The organism is Arthrobacter sp. KKT183, from assembly GCF_055657625.1.
Window position 1 is genome coordinate 1419479 of record NZ_CM145770.1, and the last position, 17973, is coordinate 1437451.

Below are 17973 nucleotides of genomic sequence, written 5' to 3' on the forward strand. Positions count from 1 at the left end.
CCGATCATGATCTTCGGGCGCCGCAAGAAAAGCCAGCATCAGAGCGAAGCAGCAGAGACAGCTCAAGACGACACGGCATCGATCTCGCCTGACGAAACCGCAGGGGACCGCGAAGAACGTGGTGCAGAGAATGCTCCAGCTCAGGCTGAGCCGACTCCCGGACGTGCTTCAACAGGCCCATTCGATGAGTCGGAGAAAGACACAGCGGCGGGGTACATCGACCTCGGCGCCCTCCGCATTGCCGCTGCCGAGAACCTTCAGCTCCGCCTCGAGGTTGAGGAACGGACCAAACGCGTGATCGCTGTGACGCTGGATATCAATGGTTCCAACCTGCAGCTCCAGGCCTTCGCCGCTCCACGGTCGGAGGGGCTCTGGGATGAAATCCGTGAGCAGATTGGTGCCTCGGTGGGCTCGCAGGGCGGAACCGTCTCGGAGCGGCAGGGCGAGTTCGGGACTGAACTGATTGCCAAGCTACCCGCGCAGACACCGGACGGCCGCGCCGGTTTCCGCGTTGCCAGATTTGTCGGCGTTGACGGTCCGAGGTGGTTCCTCCGGGGAGTGTTCGGCGGCCCCGCTGCCATGGATCCTGCCATCGCCGGGCCCATGGAGCAGCTCTTCCGCAACGTGGTTGTGGTTCGAGGAGACCATCCGCTGCCTCCGCGTGAACTCCTTCCGCTCAAGCTGCCGAAGGACGCCGGAGCCCCGAAGCAGCCTGAGCAGCCGAAAGCGACACCGGATGACCCGCTTCGGCGGGGCCCCGAGATCACTCACATTGGCTGACCAGGGTGCACCAGGGAACCCGGCAGCGGCACCGGCTCCATTACCGGCGCGCGGACGGTTCGCCGGCAGCGGCTTCGTCGAACGGGTGAGGATTCTGCCACGCAGCTCCGCGCCGCAGTTCGACGCCACGATTGCCCTGCACACCCAGCGGGCTGCCTCCCCGGCCGCGGAAGCCGCGCCCCCGGGAACCCGCGTCCGGCTTGTCTGGATCGGTCAGCGCCGCATCCCGGGGATCGACCCCGGAGTCGATCTGGCTTTCGAGGGCATGGTCAGCCTCATCGACGGCATTCCCACCATCCACAACCCGCGGTACGAGATTGTCTGCCGTCCTGAGGAGTCACTGTGAACCAGCCCGCTGAGGACCGCACCGGCGGCGACGCCTCGGATAATCCCGGGGAACCGGTTCCAGACTTGAGCATGAGTGCGCTTGCCGGCCAGTATGCGGCAAAGGCCGGGGTTCGTCAGGACGAAAGCGGGCGAATTGACGTCCTCCAGTCGATCGGGGGTATGCGTGGTCTGGCCGAGAGCATCCTTCCGGGTCTTCTGTTCACGGTGGTTTTCACCATCCTGCGGGACCTGCAGATCTCGCTCATCGTTGCCCTTGCCGTCTCGGCCGTCTTCACGATCACTCGATTGCTGACCAAGACACCGCTCACCCAGGCTCTGTCCGGGCTGATTGGTGTGGGAATCTGCGCGTTCGTCGCCAACCGGACCGGCAACGCGGAAGACTTTTTCCTTCCGGGTTTTTTCACCAATGCCGCGTATATCGTGGGCATGGTCGTTTCCATTGCGGTCAAGTGGCCGCTGGCCGGGCTGCTCTTCGGCTTCATCCGGGGAGAGGGAACCGAGTGGCGCAGGAACGCGTCGAGGATCCGGGCCTACTCGCTGGCCACCTGGCTGATCGTTGCCGTGCTCGCGCTGCGGCTCATCGTGCAGGTGCCGCTGTATCTGGCAGACAATATCGCGGCGCTCGGCACCGCCCGGGTTGCGATGGGAGTTCCGCTCTATGCGCTCGGGCTCTGGTTCGCCTGGCTCGTCTCCCGGCCGGCGCTTGTGAAGAAGGAGCATCCCCCGGCCTGACACAGGCTTGTCAGGAAGCGGGCCGTAGAGCTGCTCTCAGTGCGTCTTCCGCGGCAATTGCAGCGACGAAGAACAGTTCATCGCCGGCTTCGACAACATCATCGGGGCTGGGCGTGATGGGGGCATCGTCACGGAGGATCGCCACGGCCGTGCAGTCGGCCGGCAGTTCAATCGATCCGAGAGTCCGTCCCACGAGCGGGGAATCCTGCGGAACAGTGAACTCCACAATCGCTGAGACACCGGTCTGTAGCGTCAGCAGTCGCACCAGGTCGCCGATCTCCACCGCTTCCTCCACGAGCGCGGTCATCAGTCGCGGAGTGTTCACCGCTACATCCACGCCCCAGGAGTCGTCGAACATCCAGTCGTTCTTCGGGTTGTTGACCCGGCCCACTGTGCGCCCTACCCCGAACTCGCTCTTCGCGAGGAGGGAAACCACCAGATTCACCTTGTCATCACCGGTAGCCGAGACAACGACGTCGGCCTCGTCCAGCCGGGCGTCCTTCAGGGTGGTGAGTTCACAGGCATCGCCGATCAGCCAGCGCGCGCCCTTCAATCCGCTTCGGCCGACCACCTCCGGCTTCTCGTCAATCAGCAGGATGTCGTGGTTATTGGAGAGAAGTTCGCGCGCGATGGATGACCCGACACTCCCGGCCCCGGCAATGACAACCTTCATTCCTGCTCCTCCCGAGGCGGCTTCGACAGTACCCGAGCCACTTCGTCTGTTGCGACAGTTTCCATCATGGCGTGGACTACATCGCCTTCCTGGTAGCTGGTCCCGGAGACCGGCAGCATTCCCTCGCCGAATCGGGTGAGGTAAGCAACGCGGACCCCTGCCGCTGATTCGATTTCCTTCACAGACCTGCCGAGCCAACCGTCATGGAGTGCGAGTTCACCGAGGATGAGCCTGCCCGAGGATTCACGGAAGTCACCGTTGATGCTCTGTTCAGGCAGAATCCGGCGCAGAACCTGGTCGGCGCTCCACCGGACCGCCGCCACCGTGGGTATTCCCAGCCGCTGGTAGATCTCGGCCCGTCCGGGATCGTAGATCCTGGCGACGACGTGCGGCACGTGAAAGATCTCCCGGGCAACCCGGGTTGCAAGGATATTCGAATTGTCTCCGCTGGAGACGGCCGCAAAGGCATAGGCGTTCTCAATGTCGGCGTTTTTCAGGGTGTCGCGGTCAAACCCCACACCCGTGACCTTGCGGCCGCCGAATGAGCCCCTCAGCCGGCGGAACGCGCGGTCGTCCTGATCGATGATCGCAACGCTGTGCCCGGACTCGTCGAGCGTATGCGCAAGGCTGACTCCCACCCGGCCGCAACCCATGATTACGAAATGCGCCACTGACCACCCCTGGTTGTCTGCTTCCCGATTGTCAGACCTAAGCGTAGTGGTCCGGTAGAGGCGACGCCGCTCAAACGCGCTAGTCTGTGGGCTGTGCTGACATTCTTCGAGGCCGTCAAGCGGGTGCTGGTGGGCAAACCGTTCCGCAATGACCGGCTCCGGCATGAGACCCTGCCCAAGAAGATCGCCATGCCGCTGTTCTCCACCAGCGCGCTGTCCTCGGCAGCGTACTCGCCGGACGAGATTCTCCTCACCCTCGCGCTGGCGGGCGTTACAGCTGTTGCTGTGTCGCCCTGGGTGGGTCTCGCCGTCATCGTGGTGCTGCTGGTGGTCATAGCGTCCTACCGTCAATCAGTGCACGCCTATCCTTCAGGCGGTGGCGATTATGAGATCGCCCGGCGCAATCTGGGCAACGGGGCCGGCGTGACCGTCGCCGCGGCCCTCATGGTGGACTACGTCCTCACCGTGGCGGTGTCGGTCTCCGCCGCCGCGCACTATCTAATCTCGCTGGCGCCGGCCCTGGCGGGCACGCAGAGCGCGCTGGCGGCGGGCGCCGTCGTCGTTCTGGTGCTTGTGAACCTGCGGGGATTCACACGGGACGCACGGGTCCTGGCCGTCCCGTCCTATATCTTCATGGCGGCGATCCTCGCGCTCTGCGTGGCCGGGATCGTGCAGCGGCTCTCCGGGACGCTGGGGGAGGCGCCGAGTGCCCGCTTCGAGATCATTCCGGATCCGGCGTTCGAGAGCGGTCTGGTAGGACTGGCCGGAGCGCTGCTCATCCTGCGGGCGTTCTCCTCGGGCGCGGCTGCGCTGACCGGCGTGGAGGCACCGAGCGCAAACGTGCCGAGTTTCGAACCGCCGCGCGGCCGCAATGCAGCGAGCACGCTGCTCGTCCTGGGCGTGGTCGCGTCGGCGATGACGGCGGGGGTTATTTACCTGGCGAACGCGACCCGCGTGCATGTGGTGCAGAATCCGTCGGAGCAGCTGCTGCTTGGTGGTGAACCCGTGGGAGGCTCCTACGTCCAGAACCCGGTGATCAGCCAACTTGCCAGAACCATCTTCGACGGCGGAAGCCTGCCGTTCATCGTGGTTGTGTCAGCGACTGCGCTCATCCTCCTGCTGGCCGCGCACGGAGCGTTCAACGGCTTCCCGGTGCTGGCATCGATCCTCGCCAAGGATGGATACCTTCCACGTCAGCTGCGTACCCGCGGCGACCGGCTCACCTTCAGCAACGGCATCATGGCGCTCGGTCTCGGGGCCATTGCGCTGATCGTTGTCTTCCGGGCGGACGTCACCCAGCTGGTGCAGCTGTACATCGTCGGCGTCTTCGTCTCCTTCACCGCCACCCAGCTCGCGCTGATCAAGCACTGGACCCGGGAACTGCGCAGCACCGTCGACAAGAAGCACCGCCGGCAGATGAACAAGTCCCGCGCCATCAACTCGATCGGATTTGTACTCACCGCCGCAGTGCTCGTGGTGGTCCTGGTGACCAAATTCGAGTTCGGAGCCTGGATCGCAGTCCTTGCGATGGTGGTGCTCTTCGCGGTCATGCTCAGCATCAAAAAGCACTATGACCAGGTGGCGCGTGAACTTGCGATCGACGACGCCGCCTCCGCCCGCGCCCTGCCCTCACGGGTCCACGCCGTCATTCTCGTGTCGCATGTGCGCAAGCCGGTCCTGCGCGCGCTGGCCTTCGCCCGTGCGTCCCGCCCCTCAAAACTTGATGCGATCGTGGTTGATGTCGACGCCGAAGAGACCCGCCGCACGCTCGAGGACTGGGACCGGCTCGAGCTCCCGGTGCCGATCACCGTCCTCGCCTCGCCCTACCGGGACACCATCCAGCCGATCATGGACTACATCAAGTCCATGCGGCGGAATTCGCCGCGGGACCTCATTGTGGTCTATATCCCGGAATACGTCGTCGGTAAATGGTGGGAGCAGCTGGTCCACAACCAGACCGCGCTGCGCATCAAGACCCGGCTGCACTTCGAGCCGGGGGTTATGGTGGCAAGCGTGCCATGGCAGTTGGCATCCTCCGACGCCGCCCGCGAATCCCAGGACCTCAGGTGACCCAGAACCCAGAACTCGAACTAACCATCGGTCCGCCCGCCCACGGCGGGCACTGCGTTGCCCGGCACGAGGGCAGGGTGATCTTCGTGCGCCACGCGCTGCCCGGAGAGGTGGTGAAGGCACGCCTGACCGAGCACGACGACGACGCCCGCTTCTGGCGCGCGGACGCCACGGAGGTGGTCCAGTCCTCTTCCGACCGCGTGAACCACCCATGGCCGTTGGCTGACGCCGGCCTCGCCGGACTGCGCGGCACCCGCCCGGTGGGAGGCGCGGAATTCGGTCACATCGACCTGTCCGCGCAGCGCCGTCTGAAGAGTGAAATCTTCTCGGAGCAGCTTGTGCGCCTTGGAAAGATCGAGCGCGACATCACCGTCGAACCGGTTCCCGATGAAGCGCCGGACGGGCTGGGATGGCGCACCCGGGTGGGTTTCGCCGTCGATCCAGACGGGCATCTTGCCATGCATGAGCACCGCTCGAACGTGTTGATTCCGGTGGCCGATATGCCGCTGGCCGTTCCTGCGATCAATGGCCTGGCGCTCTGGAACCTGGACTTCAGCGGCCTGGATGGAGTGGAAGTCGCCGCGGGGTCCGGGGATGATGAGCCGCTGGTGCTGCTCAAGACCCGACAGGATCGGCCTAACCGCAGGATCCGGGCGGTAGCTGAGGAAATCCAGGGCGCGTCGGTGGCGGCGTGGAACCCTGAAACGGGCTCGCTGACGCAGCTCCGCGGTAAGACCTGGGTGCGTGAAACCGTTGGAAACCATAGCTTCCGGGTCACCGGAGAGGGCTTCTGGCAGATCCACCGTAGTGCCCCGGCGGTCCTGACAGCGGCGGTGCTCGAGGGCCTCGATGCAGCGCCCGGCCTGCGGTTGGCGGATTTGTATGCCGGAGCGGGATTGTTCACCGCAGCGCTCGCGGAACGCGTCGGTGAGGCGGGTTCCGTCCTCTCCGTCGAGGGATCATCGGCAGCGAGCCGTGACGCGCGGAGGAATCTCCACGGGCGTGCCCACGTGGATATCGTGCAGGGCAAGGTGGAGAAGGTGCTGCGTGAGCGCCGGCCGCATCTGGACGCCGTCGTGCTGGATCCGCCGCGGGCCGGTGCAGGCAGGGAGGTCGTTCGGGCCATGACCGGAACCGGCGCAAAGTCGGTGGTGTACGTATCCTGCGATCCGGCTTCCTTCGCCCGCGATGCCGCCTACTTCACGGCGGCGGGATGGAGCCTTGAATCCCTGCGCGTGCTTGACCTGTATCCGCACACGCACCACATGGAGTCGGTGGCAGTCTTCCGCGGAGAGTGAGCGCTCGATAGCTGCATACCGATAGGATGAAAATGTTGTTCCGCGTGGACTTCGCGGCCTTATGATCGACGCGAAAACCCGACACCTGCTCCTGCTGGAGTCTTAGGTACTCCTAACTAGCAGCTCGCGCCCGCCGGAACAAGGATAGAAGACGGCGAGAGGAGTCCTGACATGAGTAGTGTGGACAGCTTCGGTTCCAAAGGCGTACTAGACGTCGCCGGTGCCGAATATGAGATTTTCCGGTTGAATGCAGTTGAAGGCGCCGAGAGCCTTCCGTACAGCCTCAAGGTTCTGCTCGAGAACCTGCTGCGCACCGAGGACGGCGCAAATATCACTGCGGATCACATTCGCGCCCTCGCAGACTGGGACGCAGACGCCCAGCCGAGCACCGAAATCCAGTTCACTCCGGCGCGCGTCCTGATGCAGGACTTCACCGGCGTGCCCTGTGTCGTGGATCTGGCCACCATGCGGGAAGCTGTCAAGGAGCTCGGCGGAGATCCGGCGCGCGTCAACCCGCTCGCACCTGCTGAAATGGTCATCGACCACTCCGTGCAGATCGACGTCTTCGGCAATTCCGAGGCGATCGAGCGCAACATGGAGATTGAATACGAGCGCAATGGCGAGCGTTACCAGTTCCTGCGCTGGGGCCAGACCGCCTTTGATGACTTCAAGGTTGTTCCCCCCGGAACGGGCATTGTGCACCAGGTCAACATCGAATACCTGGCGCGTACGGTCATGACCCGCGAGGTAGACGGTACGCTGCGTGCCTATCCTGACACCTGCGTCGGCACCGACTCCCACACCACCATGGTTAATGGCCTGGGCGTGCTGGGCTGGGGCGTCGGCGGCATCGAGGCCGAGGCCGCGATGCTTGGCCAGCCCGTGTCGATGCTGATTCCACGCGTCGTCGGCTTCAAGCTCACCGGCTCAATCCCGGCCGGCGCAACGGCAACCGACGTAGTTCTGACCATCACGGAGATGCTCCGCAAGCATGGCGTCGTCGGGAAGTTTGTTGAGTTCTACGGCGAAGGCGTTGCAGAGGTTCCGCTGGCCAACCGCGCCACCATCGGCAACATGAGCCCGGAATTCGGTTCAACGGCCGCCATGTTCCCCATCGACGACGTCACGCTCGAGTACCTGCGCCTCACCGGTCGCTCCGAAGAGAGTGTCGCGCTCGTGGAGTCCTACACCAAGGAACAGGGCCTCTGGCATGACCCCTCGCGTGAGATCCGTTTCTCGGAGTACATCGAGTTGGACCTGTCCACCGTTGTTCCTTCCATCGCAGGGCCAAAGCGGCCCCAGGACCGCATCGCCCTGACGGACTCCAAGGAGCAGTTCCGCAAGGACATCCACAACTACACCGGTAACGCTGATGATGCAGCGCTGGACGAGGCGCTCGAGGAGTCTTTCCCGGCCTCAGACGTTCCTGCCATGACGTCCACGCTCAAGCATTCCGCTGCAGCGTCGGCAAACGGACGGCCGTCCCGGCCGGTCAAGGTCAATATGGCGGACGGGCGGGAATTCATCCTCGACCACGGTGCAGTAAGCATCGCGTCGATCACCTCGTGCACCAACACCTCGAACCCGTCAGTGATGCTGGCCGCGGCGCTGCTCGCCCGGAATGCCGTGGACAAGGGCCTCGCTTCGAAGCCCTGGGTGAAAACTTCCGTGGCACCCGGCTCGAAGGTTGTCACCGATTACTATGACAAGTCCGGGCTGACTCCGTACCTGGAAAAGCTTGGCTTCTTCATCGTGGGCTACGGCTGCGCCACCTGCATCGGCAATTCCGGTCCGCTTGAGGAGGAAATCTCCAACGCGATCCAGAACAACGACCTCTCGGTTGCTGCAGTGCTCTCGGGCAACCGGAACTTCGAGGGCCGCATCAACCCCGACGTCAAGATGAATTACCTCGCGTCGCCGCCGCTGGTCATTGCCTACGCGCTGGCTGGAACCATGGACTTCGACTTCGAGAATGATCCGCTCGGACAGGACGAGTCAGGCAACGACGTCTTCCTGCAGGACATCTGGCCGAGCCCCACCGAAGTGCAGCAGGTCATCGATTCCTCGATTGACGAGGCCATGTTCTCAAAGGGCTACGAGGGAGTGTTCGACGGCGATGACCGCTGGAAGGCGCTCGATACCCCGGAGGGCGACACCTTCGCCTGGGCGGAGGACTCCACCTACGTGCGCAAGCCTCCGTACTTCGAGGGCATGCAGGCCCAACCGGAGCCGGTAGCGGACATTGAGGGAGCCCGCGTGCTCGCCAAGCTCGGTGATTCCGTCACCACCGACCACATCAGCCCCGCGGGATCGTTCAAGTCCGACAGCCCGGCGGGCCGTTACCTCCTCGAGCATGGCGTAGCCCGTAAGGACTTCAACTCCTACGGATCACGCCGCGGCAACCACGAGGTAATGATCCGCGGCACCTTCGCAAACATCCGGCTGCGCAACATGCTGCTCGATGGAGTAGAGGGTGGCTTCACCCGCGACTTCACGCAGACCGGCGGACCGCAGGCCTATATCTACGATGCCGCGATGAACTACCAGGCCGCAGAGACACCGCTGGTTGTCCTCGCGGGCAAGGAATACGGTTCAGGGTCATCGCGTGACTGGGCTGCCAAGGGCACTGCGCTGCTCGGAGTCAAGGCCGTCATCGCAGAAAGCTACGAGCGTATCCACCGGTCAAACCTCATCGGTATGGGTGTGCTGCCCCTGCAGTTCCCTGCCGGTGAAAATGCTGCAACGCTCAAACTGACCGGAACTGAGACGTTTGCCATTGAGGGCGTCACCGAGCTGAACAACGGCAACTCGCCGGCAACCGTCAAGGTGACCGCCACTCCGGAAGAGGACGGTAGTCCGGTCACCTTCGATGCTGTCCTCCGCATCGACACGCCGGGTGAAGCTGACTACTACCGCAACGGCGGAATTCTGCAGTACGTCCTGCGCCAGTTGGCAGCAGCGTCCTGACCGAGCCCCCCGTCCATGCAAAACACGCCGTTCCCGGTATTGGGAGCGGCGTGTTTTGTGTTGCACCGGCGGCGCGCGACGGCCGCGGGCACGGCTGGGCGGCAGGCCGCGTTAGAGTTAACAGCGTGTGAGAACGCACCGGTGCCGTGAATCACAAGTAGCAGAAGGAGGCGCGATGGGACTCCTGGAGACCATCCACAGCCCACAGGACCTCACCAGGTTGTCAGGACAGCAGCTTTCCCGCCTGGCAGCGGAGATACGTGCCTTCCTCATCCGTACCGTGTCGCGAACCGGCGGCCATCTGGGTCCCAACCTGGGCGTTGTTGAGCTGACAATCGGCATTCATCGGGTGTTTGACTCCCCTCGCGACAGCATTGTTTTTGACACCGGGCACCAGTCCTATGTGCACAAACTCCTGACCGGACGTCAGAATTTTGATTCCCTGCGCCAGCAGGGCGGGCTCTCGGGCTATCCTTCCCGTGCTGAATCAGTCCACGACGTCGTTGAAAGCTCGCACGCCTCGGCGTCGCTTTCATGGGCGGATGGCATCTCGCGGGCGCGCGTGTTGAACGGCGAGGAGGATCGCACTGCCGTTGTTCTGATCGGCGACGGCGCCCTGACCGGCGGAATGGCCTGGGAAGCGATCAACAACATCGCCGCTGACCAGCGGCGCCGGGTCGTGATTGTCGTCAATGACAACGGTCGCTCCTACGCACCCACAATCGGCGGGGTTGCTGACTACCTCGCCTCGCTGCGGCCAACCCTTGACACGGTGCGTACCCACCGCGTGTATGAGGGCACCCTCGACTGGTGGAAGCGCAAGCTGCAGAACGGCGGTACAGTGGGCCGCTTCGCCTACAAGAGCCTGCACGCCACCAAGAAGGGCGTGAAGGACTGGTGGGCGCCCCAGGGCCTCTTCGAGGATCTGGGCATGAAATACATTGGCCCCATCAACGGTCATGACCTCGCTGCGGTAGAGCACGCACTGACCCAGGCCAAAAACTATGGTGGTCCGGTCATCGTCCATGCCATTACCGAGAAAGGCCACGGCTACGCGCCCGCACGTGCCGATGAAGCGGACCAGTTCCACGCCGTCGGAATCATTGATCCTGAAACCGGCGAGCCGATCGGCGCCGGGGGAGTACAGTCATGGACCTCGGTTTTCGCCGAGGAAATTGCGGCCATAGCCGATGAGCGGCAGGACATCGTCGGCATTACCGGCGCCATGCTCATTCCGGTCGGGCTCCACAAGTTTGCCGCGAACCACCCGGACCGGGTGTTCGACGTCGGCATTGCGGAACAGCATGCTCTCACCAGTGCAGCCGGCATGGCTTTTGGCGGCCTCCATCCGGTGATCGGGCTGTACGCCACCTTCCTGAACCGTGCTTTCGATCAGCTTCTGATGGATGTCGCCCTCCATAAGGCGGGCGTGACCATTGTGCTGGACCGCTCCGGAGTTACCGGGCCGGACGGCGCGAGCCACCATGGTATGTGGGATCTCTCGATGCTGCAGATCGTACCGGGGCTGCATCTGGCGGCGCCGCGTGATGCCACCCGGCTTCGGGAGGAACTCCGCGAGGCGGTGGCCATCGGCGATGCACCCTCGGTGGTGCGTTACTCGAAGGGTAACGTCGGTGTCGAGGTTGAGGCTGTTGAACGGCTCTCCGACGGGGTGGACGTCCTTTGCCGCAGACCGGCCGGTTCCCGCCAGAATGATGTCCTGATTGTCAGCGTCGGAGCCATGAGCGAACTCGCGCTTGATGTATCCAACCGGTTGGGGGCCCAGGGGATCAGTTCCACCGTCATCGATCCGCGGTGGGTATTGCCGGTGGCCCGTTCAGTCATTGAGCTTGCTGCCGAGCACCGCATCGTTGTGGTCATCGAGGACGGGGTGCGTGCCGGCGGCGTCGGATCGCGCATTCGGCAGGAGATGCGCTCTGCCGGCGTGGATACGGCACTCAACGAGGTTGGCCTGCCGGTGGAATTCCTTGACCATGGCTCACGCAGCGAGGTTCTGGAGCGTGTCGGGCTGACTGCCCGGAAGGTTGCACAGGACACAGTGGAGCAGGTGCTCGGAACCAAGGTGCCCGTGGCGCGTCCGTTGCCCGGTGAGGTGCCTTCGGCCACGGGTCAGCTGCCTAAGCTCTAACCCGCCGGACACAGCTCAGCCGAGGAATGCCCGGGAAAAACTGAAGAACACAGAGGCCGCGGTCGCTACGAGCAGCAGCACGGTGAGCGGCCAGGCCCATTCGGCAAGGAACCGCCGTATGCCTCCGGGCGCCGGAAGATCTCCACGGATGATGTTCCGCGCCGTCAGCAGGACAGTCAGGACGATCAGAACTGCCCACACCGCCATACAGTACAGGCACAGGATGTGGATCACGAACAGCGCCTGGCTCCAAAGCCAGACGACAAAAATGAACCCGAGGCTGACTCCGATCTGCAGGCCGCGCCAGTACCAGCGGGCCGGACGCGCACCCGAGAACAGGACCATCGCCGTCGTGAGGATGATCGTGAAGGCAACAAGGCCGATCAGCGGATTGGGAAACCCGAACAACGCCGCCTGCCAGGTGCGGAACACCTCGCCGCAGGAGACAAACGGGCTGATGTCGCAGGACGTCACGTAGTTCGGATTCTCGTACAGCGCGATCCGTTCCAGGACCAGTTGCCCCGAGGCCAGAAAGCCGACGACGCCGCACACGGCCATCAACCACGCCATACCGCGGTCGCCGGCCAACGCAGGTTGAGTGCTTCCGCTCCAACCCGCCGGCTCTGTCCGGGCGTCCTCGGGCATGCGCCCCTCCTCGGTATCGCTGTGCCGGCTTGTTTGCCACCAGCGAGTCTAGCGGCCGGTACAGGCGGTGGTGATGGGCGTGTGAGACAATGAACGTGGCTGGTGCGGGAACCACATTCCGGTGCCGGTCCAGTGACAGGCTTCCGGTTCTGCCGGCGACGCTCCTGCGGATTTGGCACTTCATGGTGAACCCCGCAGAATCCGCCGGGCAGGACCCGCGCTGGTTTTCAGCGATCGGGCAGGAAAAGCGCCACTGGTCTTCGAGTGATGCCGCGCCCCATGGTTGGCGCGACCTCGAACGACACAATAACGACTTCCGGGTGGCGCGTGCACTCACGCCGCGGACACCCGACCAAGCGCCTCGCGGCGACGGAATGTGGACGCCGTTCGCGGGGGTGGAGCACAGCCGAATATGGATACAAACGCATCAGACACCTCAGAGGTCCTGACGGACACAGCTGAGCAGGAAGCGCCGGCGCTCAAGGCGCCGCGTACCCGCCGCAGGAAAAATGAGGACGTAGCTGAGCCTCCGGAAGCCGTACCGGCGGCCGCTGACGGTGAAGAGGCCGCGCAACCCGCGCGCCGCCGGACTTCCCGGCGGGCGTCACAGCCTGAGGTCAGCCTGCCCGAGTCCCCATCCCAGCCGCCGTCGGTCGGTTCAAACGCCGGTGCTTCCGGAACTTCTACTGACGCCCCGACCGGCGAAGCTGTCGTCGAAGAGGGCCAGTTTTCGAGCGATGCACCCGCAGCAGAAAAGAAGCCCGCGCGCACCCGGCGTACCCGCAAATCCGCGACCGATGTGAGTCCTGAGCCGTCCGCGGCCTCAGCGGAGGCGCCGGATGAGGCCGGTTCCTCGCCGGAGCGGCCCGTCCGCCGTCGTCGTGTGGCAACGAAGGCAGCCACCGTGGAGGGTGCTACCGGAGGGTCGGCAGTAGAACCCCCAGCAGCAGTTGAGCCTGCTGCCACGGAAACTGTTGCGCCGGATGTTCAGTCTGCCGGTGCTCCCGAAGTGCCGGCGGCCGAAGAAGCTCCCCGCCGATCCCGCCCGACGCGCAGCCGTCGAGCAACACGCAGCGCGGGGCCTGCAGATGACTTCGCCGATTCCGGGAGCGCTGGAACGGGCGTAAGCCAGGACGCTCAGACTGCTGCCGGCGCACCGGAGGCTGCGCCGGCACCAGACGCTGCGGCCGACGAGGACGTCGCTTCCGGGGGCGCCGAAGCGGATGACCGTGCCGGCCTGGACCCCTTCGCCGTTCCGGATTCGCCGGTATCCCTGCTCTTCCACGCTCCGGACCTCACCGCGGTTGTGCCGCGGACGCCGCCGAAGACCGCTCCGAAGGCTGTTACCGAAGACGCCGAAGACAATACCGAGGGCGACGACGACGGGCGCGGACGCCGCCGGAGCAGGCGCAGCAGGAGCCGCAGCCGGGCGACGGAGTCTGAGGCCTCCGAATCCGGGCCGGAGGCCCGGAACCAGGGGCCGGCGGAATCCGGTGAGGAGAGCGAGCCGGTGACCTCCCGCCGTCGCCGTCGCCGCCGCCGCGGTGATGAGGACCTCGAACTTACCGGCGGGCAGGATGATGATCCGCCGAACACGATCACGCGTGTCCGTGCGCCGCGGCAGAGCCAGGAAGCGCCGTCGGACCAGGTGACCAGCGTGAAGGGATCCACCCGGCTGGAAGCCAAGAAGCAGCGCCGTCGTGAGTCGAGGGATTCGGGCAGGCGCCGCCAGGTCATCACCGAGGCGGAGTTCCTTGCACGTCGTGAATCCGTTGACCGCCAGATGGTGGTCCGCCAGCGCGACGACAGGATCCAGATCGGTGTCATGGAGGACGGAGTGCTCGCGGAGCACTTCGTGTCCAAGACCCAGCAGGATTCGTTGATCGGGAACGTCTACCTCGGCAAGGTCCAGAACGTCCTGCCCAGCATGGAAGCTGCCTTCATCGATATCGGGCGGGGACGCAACGCCGTACTGTATGCCGGCGAGGTCAACTGGGACGCGGCCGGACTGGACGGCCAGCCGCGCCGCATCGAGCTTGCGCTGAAGTCGGGCGACCCGGTGCTGGTGCAGGTCACCAAGGATCCGGTGGGCCACAAGGGCGCACGGCTGACCAGCCAGATCTCCCTTCCCGGGCGGTACCTGGTGTACGTGCCGGGCGGCTCCATGACCGGAATCTCCCGCAAGCTTCCCGACGTTGAGCGCAATCGCCTCAAGCGGATCCTCAAGGACCGGCTCCCGGAGAACGCAGGCGTCATCGTGCGCACCGCGGCAGAGGGAGCCAGCGAAGAGGAACTGACCCACGACATCAACCGCCTCCGCTCCCAGTGGGAGACAATTGAGGGCAAGGCGAAGTCAACCAAGACGCTCGCGCCGGAACTGCTCTACGGTGAACCGGACCTGACCATCAAGGTGGTCCGGGACGTCTTCAACGAGGACTTCTCCAAGTTGATCGTCTCCGGCGAGGAAGCCTGGGACACAATAGAGGCGTACGTCATGTACGTCGCCCCGGATCTCGTGGGCAGGCTCGAGAAGTGGACGAAGGACGAGGACATCTTCACTGCCCGGCGCATCGACGAGCAGATCCACAAGGCACTGGACCGCAAGGTGTTCCTGCCTTCCGGCGGCTCGCTGGTGATCGACCGGACCGAAGCCATGACCGTGGTCGATGTGAACACAGGCAAGTTCACCGGCAGCGGCGGCAATCTCGAGGAAACCGTCACCAAGAACAACCTTGAAGCGGCTGAGGAAGTCGTCCGGCAGCTTCGCCTGCGCGACATCGGCGGCATCATCGTCATCGACTTCATCGACATGGTGCTCGAGGCGAACCGCGACCTCGTGCTGCGGCGGCTCGTCGAATGCCTCGGACGGGACCGGACCAAGCATCAGGTCGCTGAGGTCACCTCGCTGGGCCTCGTCCAAATGACCCGCAAGCGGATGGGAACCGGGCTGCTGGAGGTGTTCGGCGAGAACTGCGAGCACTGTGCGGGTCGCGGTGTCGTCACCCATGACGAACCGGTTGAGCACCGCAGGCACGCTGTGTCGACGGAGAACCACCAGCAGCACCTGCGCCAGGAGAAGATGTCCCGCAGCGAACGCAAGCGCCGGGCGAAGACTCCGCCGGTGGAGGAGGAGCACGTTTCCCCGCCGGAACCGAGGGCCGACGACGCCGAACGCCAGGCTCGTGCCGAAGCCGCGCGGGCTGCCCTGGCCAGCATCGCCGCTGCCACTCATGCGGCGCATGAGCACGATCACGGGCAAGGAGTCTCGCCGGTGGCGGAAGCGCCGTCGTCGGCCGCTGTGCTGACGATCAATGGGGAGCAGGTGACGCTCCCCAAAGCGGAGAACGCGCCTGCTTCCGTCCGTCCGGAGCCGGCCCTGACCCTGGAGAGTCTGACGGAGGCCTTCAACCGCTTCCCTACGGCGGGTGGGGCGGATTCCGGCAGCCCGGCGCGCGAGGATCCTGCGAGCCCGGCCAGCGGGACCATGGCGCCTGCGGAGGACGAACCGGCGCATCGGGCCCCGGCGGGCCAGGAGGCGGCGAGGCAGGGCATGTCCGCGGACGGCTCCGGTGCGGCCCCATCGTCCGGTCACCGTAAGCGGCGGCACCGAGCCGCCAGCAGCGCCCAGGGCTCGGCTGAGAACGCCACGATCGAGCGTGCCGCTACCGTGGCGGACGCACCGGCAGCCGGAACACAGTATGTTGCACGTGCCGGCAAAGCTGCGCCCAAACCGCAGCAGTCGGACGAGCCCATGATCCTGGGAGTCGGGGTGCCGGCCTCCGAGCTGTAGCAATCGTCGCTCGACGGAACGCGCCGTTCCCGGTCTGAAGGGGGCGGCGTGTTCTGATTGCGGGCGGTGAGCCCCCTGCACGGTAGGGTAGGCCACAGTGACACGCGGTGCCCGGTTCCGGGCTGAGATGAAACGCGTTGAACCTGATCTAGAGATGGCCGTCAATAGGCGGCCTTTGGCCTAGCGGAGGGATGTCGCGGATGAGTATTCGCACGCTCGTAGACACAGTGGAGCACACAGAAGCCCTATCGGTTCCAGCGCGGGCGCGGACTATTCCGCACGTGCTGAGCATTGCGGGAACAGACCCCACCGGCGGGGCCGGTATTCAGGCTGACCTGAAAAGCATCGGGGCGCAGGGTGGCTACGGTATGGCGGTAGTCACTTCCCTTGTTGCCCAGAACACCCGCGGGGTGCGCAGCGTGCATACACCGCCGTCGACGTTCCTCGGTGAACAGCTGCAGGCGGTCAGTGATGACGTCACCATTGATGCGGTGAAGATCGGGATGCTCGGAGACGCGGAAACCATCCGCACAGTCAGGCGATGGCTGCCGCGAGCGACCGGGGCCGTCATAGTCCTCGATCCGGTCATGGTTGCAACCAGCGGGGACAGGCTGCTGGCCTCCGACGCGGAGGACGAGTTGCGCTCCCTGGTGCCGCTCGCTGACCTCGTGACGCCGAACCTGCCGGAGCTCGCGGTACTGCTCGGTGAGCCTGTTGCCACAAGCTGGGACGCGGCTGTGGAGCAGGGCAAACGGCTTGCAGCTTCAACGGGTACCTCGGTGCTGGTCAAGGGCGGCCATCTGGAAGGTGCCCTGGAATGCCCGGACGCGCTCGTAGACGCGTCCGGCGACGCCGGCACAGTCTCCGTGGTGGGCGGTACTCGCATCGATACACGGAACACGCACGGTACCGGCTGCTCCCTTTCGGCGGCCCTGGCGACCGTCCAGACGCGCACCGGGAACTGGCACCAGTCGCTGCTGATCGTGAAGAAATGGCTTCGGGGCGCGCTCGAACGAGCCGACGAGCTCAACGTGGGGCAGGGAAACGGACCGATCCATCACTTCCATGAGTTCGTACCCGGGCCGATCCCGGCGCCCCCGCCAGAGGAGCGCCCGTTCAGCGAGCAGGTCTGGGAGCTCACCACAAGCCACCGTCTGGCGATCGAGACGCTCGGGTTCGTACGGGCGCTCGGCGACGGTAGCCTGCCGCCTGAACAGTTTGCGTATTATCTGGCACAGGACGCCATGTATCTGAGGGGCTACTCGCGCGTGCTGTCCAGGGCAAGCGCTCTTGCACCCAGCGAGGCTGAGCAACTCTTCTGGGCGAAGTCGGCACTCAGTTGCCTTGAGGTGGAATCCGAGCTCCACCGGACGTGGCTGACCGGACGCGGGCAGTCACCGGCCCAGGGGCGGGTGACGAGGGCCTACGTTGACCATCTGCTGGCAGCCTCTGCCAACGCAGGCTACGCCGTCCTGGTGGCGGCGGTCCTGCCGTGCTACTGGCTTTACTCACACCTGGGCAATGCCCTGCACTCGCAGTGGATCGGCAACGGAGCCAGCCCGAACCACCCGTACGCAAACTGGCTGGAAACGTACGCCGATCCAGCGTTCGCGGAGGCCACCGCACGTGCAATTTCCATCGCAGATTCGTGTTTCGCTGCTGCCCCGCCCGCAGACAGGGAGGCAATGGTCGAGGCGTTCGAAGCATCTGCCTGGTATGAACATGAGTTTTTTGACGCGCCGACACGCCTTGATTTGCGGGATTCCGCGAAATTGCCGTAATCTGGATCTTCGGTGCGGCGCCCTCGTATGGCTATTTTCGGGGCGTGGATGCATCGTGAGTGCACTAGC

General features: G+C 64.8%; 12 protein-coding genes and 1 riboswitch. Of the genes, 9 read left to right on the forward strand and 3 right to left on the reverse strand.

Features of this window, described 5'->3' with window-relative positions; translation table 11 throughout:
* Positions 1-6 precede the first annotated feature (6 nt).
* Genes ACZ2GY_RS06675 through ACZ2GY_RS06685 form a run of 3 tightly spaced genes read left to right on the forward strand, consistent with a single transcriptional unit; the run spans position 7 to position 1860 of the window.
* A complete protein-coding gene (locus ACZ2GY_RS06675) occupies positions 7-780 on the forward strand; it encodes a DUF3710 domain-containing protein (protein ID WP_471673333.1) in 774 nt (257 codons plus the stop codon).
* Positions 773-1126, forward strand: coding sequence for a hypothetical protein (locus tag ACZ2GY_RS06680; RefSeq protein ID WP_471673334.1), 354 nt, complete (start codon positions 773-775; stop codon positions 1124-1126). The genes ACZ2GY_RS06675 and ACZ2GY_RS06680 overlap by 8 nt, the downstream gene beginning before the upstream one ends.
* Positions 1123-1860 (forward strand): DUF3159 domain-containing protein, encoded by a 738-nt coding sequence (locus tag ACZ2GY_RS06685; protein ID WP_404800757.1) that lies wholly within the window; start codon positions 1123-1125, stop codon positions 1858-1860. The genes ACZ2GY_RS06680 and ACZ2GY_RS06685 overlap by 4 nt, the downstream gene beginning before the upstream one ends.
* A 10-nt stretch (positions 1861-1870) precedes the next feature.
* On the opposite strand, the gene ACZ2GY_RS06690 is transcribed toward ACZ2GY_RS06685, so the two are convergent.
* Together ACZ2GY_RS06690 and ACZ2GY_RS06695 are read right to left on the reverse strand one after the other, a co-directional pair.
* Positions 1871-2533, reverse strand: a complete 663-nt coding sequence (locus ACZ2GY_RS06690; protein WP_056547268.1) for a potassium channel family protein — start codon at positions 2531-2533, stop codon at positions 1871-1873.
* Positions 2530-3204 (reverse strand): potassium channel family protein, encoded by a 675-nt coding sequence (locus ACZ2GY_RS06695; protein ID WP_056547271.1) that lies wholly within the window; start codon positions 3202-3204, stop codon positions 2530-2532. The genes ACZ2GY_RS06690 and ACZ2GY_RS06695 overlap by 4 nt, the downstream gene beginning before the upstream one ends.
* A 93-nt stretch (positions 3205-3297) precedes the next feature.
* Between ACZ2GY_RS06695 and ACZ2GY_RS06700 the strand changes: the two genes are divergently transcribed.
* From ACZ2GY_RS06700 to dxs, 4 genes are all read left to right on the forward strand, one after another.
* Positions 3298-5274 (forward strand): APC family permease, encoded by a 1977-nt coding sequence (locus ACZ2GY_RS06700; protein ID WP_471673335.1) that lies wholly within the window; start codon positions 3298-3300, stop codon positions 5272-5274.
* A complete protein-coding gene (locus ACZ2GY_RS06705; protein WP_471673336.1) occupies positions 5271-6572 on the forward strand; it encodes a class I SAM-dependent RNA methyltransferase in 1302 nt (433 codons plus the stop codon). Before ACZ2GY_RS06700 ends, ACZ2GY_RS06705 begins: the two co-directional genes overlap by 4 nt.
* 171 nt (positions 6573-6743) lie before the next feature.
* Positions 6744-9539, forward strand: coding sequence for an aconitate hydratase AcnA (gene acnA, locus ACZ2GY_RS06710; protein ID WP_277359711.1), 2796 nt, complete (start codon positions 6744-6746; stop codon positions 9537-9539).
* Positions 9540-9714: 175 nt separating this feature from the next.
* Positions 9715-11688 carry a 1-deoxy-D-xylulose-5-phosphate synthase gene (gene dxs / locus ACZ2GY_RS06715; RefSeq protein ID WP_471673337.1) on the forward strand — a complete coding sequence of 658 codons (1974 nt, stop codon included), beginning with the start codon at positions 9715-9717 and terminating at the stop codon, positions 11686-11688.
* A gap of 15 nt (positions 11689-11703) precedes the next feature.
* Here dxs and ACZ2GY_RS06720 read toward each other — a convergent pair whose 3' ends face one another.
* The gene (locus ACZ2GY_RS06720) at positions 11704-12333 is read right to left on the reverse strand and encodes a vitamin K epoxide reductase family protein (RefSeq protein ID WP_277359709.1); all 630 of its coding nucleotides are present in this window, start codon (positions 12331-12333) and stop codon (positions 11704-11706) included.
* Positions 12334-12745: 412 nt separating this feature from the next.
* Between ACZ2GY_RS06720 and ACZ2GY_RS06725 the strand changes: the two genes are divergently transcribed.
* Positions 12746-16123: an Rne/Rng family ribonuclease gene (locus ACZ2GY_RS06725; RefSeq protein WP_346028344.1), complete on the forward strand. Its 3378-nt coding sequence runs from the start codon at positions 12746-12748 to the stop codon at positions 16121-16123.
* A gap of 93 nt (positions 16124-16216) precedes the next feature.
* Positions 16217-16332, forward strand: a riboswitch (TPP riboswitch).
* Positions 16324-17904 carry a bifunctional hydroxymethylpyrimidine kinase/phosphomethylpyrimidine kinase gene (locus ACZ2GY_RS06730; RefSeq protein ID WP_471673338.1) on the forward strand — a complete coding sequence of 527 codons (1581 nt, stop codon included), beginning with the start codon at positions 16324-16326 and terminating at the stop codon, positions 17902-17904. It overlaps the preceding riboswitch by 9 nt.
* Positions 17905-17973 lie beyond the last annotated feature (69 nt).

Coding starts and splice junctions, on each gene's coding strand:
- acnA (WP_277359711.1), top strand. CDS start 6,744: ATGAGTAGTGTGGACAGCTTCGGTTCCAAAGGCGTACTAGACGTCGCC.
- ACZ2GY_RS06725 (WP_346028344.1), top strand. CDS start 12,746: ATGGATACAAACGCATCAGACACCTCAGAGGTCCTGACGGACACAGCT.
- dxs (WP_471673337.1), top strand. CDS start 9,715: ATGGGACTCCTGGAGACCATCCACAGCCCACAGGACCTCACCAGGTTG.
- ACZ2GY_RS06690 (WP_056547268.1), bottom strand. CDS start 2,533: ATGAAGGTTGTCATTGCCGGGGCCGGGAGTGTCGGGTCATCCATCGCG.
- ACZ2GY_RS06720 (WP_277359709.1), bottom strand. CDS start 12,333: ATGCCCGAGGACGCCCGGACAGAGCCGGCGGGTTGGAGCGGAAGCACT.
- ACZ2GY_RS06675 (WP_471673333.1), top strand. CDS start 7: ATGATCTTCGGGCGCCGCAAGAAAAGCCAGCATCAGAGCGAAGCAGCA.
- ACZ2GY_RS06730 (WP_471673338.1), top strand. CDS start 16,324: ATGAGTATTCGCACGCTCGTAGACACAGTGGAGCACACAGAAGCCCTA.